Origin of the sequence: Rhodococcus sp. CX, assembly GCF_015865005.1 — a bacterium.
Lineage (GTDB): Bacteria > Actinomycetota > Actinomycetes > Mycobacteriales > Mycobacteriaceae > Rhodococcus.
The window spans coordinates 69480-71946 of record NZ_JADZGH010000020.1 but is presented as its reverse complement, the minus strand read 5'-3'; the positions used below and the strand labels follow the sequence as shown (position 1 = coordinate 71946).

Below are 2467 nucleotides of genomic sequence, written 5' to 3'. Positions count from 1 at the left end.
GCCGTAGCTGCCGTCGAGGTCGATGCCGGGGATGTTCAGGGCCCGGTCGGCGTTGGCGCCGGTGGAGAAGATCACCGCGTCGTAGAACCGCTTCAGGTCCTCGAGGGTGAAGTCGGTGCCGTAGTCGAGGTTGCCGAGCAGGCGGACCTGCGGCTTGTCGAGCACCTTGTGCAGGGCGGTGATGATGCCCTTGATGCGCGGGTGGTCCGGGGCCACGCCGTAGCGGATCAGGCCGAACGGCGCCGGCATGCGTTCGAACAGGTCGATGCTGACCCCGGGATCCTGCGCAGTGTCGGACTTCATGAGCGCATCGGCGGCGTAGATACCGGCGGGGCCGGCACCGACGATGGCGACGCGAAGGGGACGAGTCTGATCGGTCATCAGGGGTCAACTACCTCTTCGGAGAACGGACGGACGTGATTCAGCTTAATTTAGGTTGCCCTCTGATGGGCCGACACGGTGCCGCGGCAGACGGGCGGCGAGTGCGTGCAGAACGCAGCTGGGTGGGGAATCGCTTCAGCGACAACACATATGGGCAGACACACGACAGAGGTCGACGGCGAGACGTCGAACGAGGTGTGCGTAGGCCATGAACCAATTCCTACCTCGAGAGGGTTTATTGAGGCAAATGCGCCCCGACCGGCGGCAATCGACCTCCACCTAGGATCGGGGGCATGGCAGACAAGCGACCCGCACCCGAACCGGACCCCGACGAGCCCGAACGCAGCACCGCCGGACCGTTCCTCGGGGCCCTCGCCGTCGTGGTCGTGCTCATCCTCGTCGTCGTCGCCGGGCAGGTCTTCGGACCGTCCGACGAGTCCCTGAGCGACTCCGATCTGGTGTCCCGGACGGTCGACGACTACGTGCGAGCGCACAACACCGACGACGACGATGCGATGACGCGGCTTCGCTGCGCCGAGCTGCCCGCCGATCAGGCTCCGCTCGCCGACGTCGACGGGGAGGCCACGATCGACGAGTTCGGCACCGTGGACATCGAGGGAGACCGGGGCCGCGTCGAGACCCGCACCACCGTCGACGGAGAGCAGGACACGGTCGTCTGGTCGTTGACGCGCGTCGACGGCGACTGGCGGATCTGCACCGCCTGATTCCCCGCCCGCCTCGCAGGCCCCGACACGTCTGTGGAAAGCTGGTGCGGTGAGCTACGCAGGTGATATAACGCCGCAGCAAGCCTGGGAGCTGCTGCAGGAAAACCCGGATGCCGTGCTCGTCGATGTGCGTACCGACGCCGAGTGGAAGTACGTCGGGGTCCCCGAGACCTCGTCCATCGGTCGCCGCACCGTCTTCGTCGAATGGGTCGGCTACCCGAACGGTGCGCCCAACCCCCGGTTCGTCGACGAACTGCGCGAGGCCGGCATCGAAAAAGGGCCGGTCGTCTTCCTGTGTCGCTCGGGGCAGCGTTCCATCGGTGCCGCCGTCGCGGCGACCGCTGCGGGCCTGACCCCTTCCTACAACGTTCTCGAAGGATTCGAAGGCGCCCTCGACCCCGAGGGTCATCGCGGCGCCCAGGGCTGGCGGGCCGCGGGCCTGCCGTGGAGGCAGTCGTGAGTGCAATTCCCCAGGGTGGCGCGTTCCAGCGGCCACTGCCCGATTCGGTGCGCCCTGCCACGGTCGGTGTCCGCGGCGGCCTGCTGCGCTCCGGATTCGAGGAGACCTCCGAGGCGCTGTACCTCAACTCCGGCTTCGTGTACGAATCGGCCGAGGCCGCCGAGCAGGCCTTCACCGGTGAGGTCGACCACTTCGTCTACTCCCGGTACGGCAACCCGACCGTGAAGATGTTCGAGGAGCGGCTGCGGCTGCTCGACGGCGCCGAAGGCGCGTATGCCACCGCCAGCGGCATGTCCGCGGTGTTCACCGCGCTCGGTGCGCTGCTCGGCCAGGGCGACCGCCTCGTCGCGGCCCGCAGCCTGTTCGGTTCGTGCTTCGTGGTGTGCAACGAGATCCTGCCCCGGTGGGGTGTGGAGACCGTGTTCGTCGACGGCGAGGACCTCGACCAGTGGGAGCAGGCACTGTCGGTGCCGACCACCGCGGTGTTCTTCGAGACCCCGTCGAACCCGATGCAGACCCTCGTCGACGTCCGCAAGGTCTCGGAGATGGCACACGCTGCCGGCGCGAAAGTGGTGCTGGACAACGTGTTCGCCACCCCGCTGCTGCAGCGCAGCCTCGACCTCGGCGCCGACATCATCGTCTACTCCGGCACCAAGCACATCGACGGCCAGGGCCGCGTGCTCGGCGGTGCCATCCTCGGCCCGAAGGACTACATCGACGGGCCCGTGCAGCAGCTCATCCGCCACACCGGTCCGGCGCTGAGCCCGTTCAACGCCTGGACGCTGCTCAAGGGCCTCGAGACGATGCCGCTGCGCGTGCAGCGCTCGGTGGACACCGCGCTCGAAATCGCCCGGTTCCTCGAGACGCAGGACGCGGTGAACTGGGTCAAGTACCCGTACCT

General features: G+C 67.8%; 4 protein-coding genes. 3 read left to right on the top strand and 1 reads right to left on the bottom strand.

All coding sequences use genetic code 11. The features are described 5' to 3' along the window. Positions 1-381 (bottom strand): NAD(P)-binding protein (locus I0Q12_RS01865; protein WP_197250332.1); only part of this gene is annotated, 381 nt, incomplete at its 3' end. A 293-nt stretch (positions 382-674) separates the two neighbouring features. Here I0Q12_RS01865 and I0Q12_RS01860 point away from each other — a divergent pair. From I0Q12_RS01860 to I0Q12_RS01850, 3 genes are all read left to right on the top strand, one after another. Next, positions 675-1106 carry a hypothetical protein gene (locus I0Q12_RS01860; protein WP_197250331.1) on the top strand — a complete coding sequence of 144 codons (432 nt, stop codon included), beginning with the start codon at positions 675-677 and terminating at the stop codon, positions 1104-1106. 49 nt (positions 1107-1155) lie between these two features. Further along, positions 1156-1566 carry a rhodanese-like domain-containing protein gene (locus I0Q12_RS01855; RefSeq protein ID WP_197250330.1) on the top strand — a complete coding sequence of 137 codons (411 nt, stop codon included), beginning with the start codon at positions 1156-1158 and terminating at the stop codon, positions 1564-1566. Beyond that, positions 1563-2467: aminotransferase class V-fold PLP-dependent enzyme (locus I0Q12_RS01850; RefSeq protein WP_307845973.1), on the top strand; the 905-nt coding region annotated here is incomplete at its 3' end. The genes I0Q12_RS01855 and I0Q12_RS01850, both read left to right, overlap by 4 nt.

What these genes read in the sequence shown, in the direction of transcription:
- I0Q12_RS01860 (WP_197250331.1), top strand. Translation starts at nt 675, where the DNA reads ATGGCAGACAAGCGACCCGCACCCGAACCGGACCCCGACGAGCCCGAA.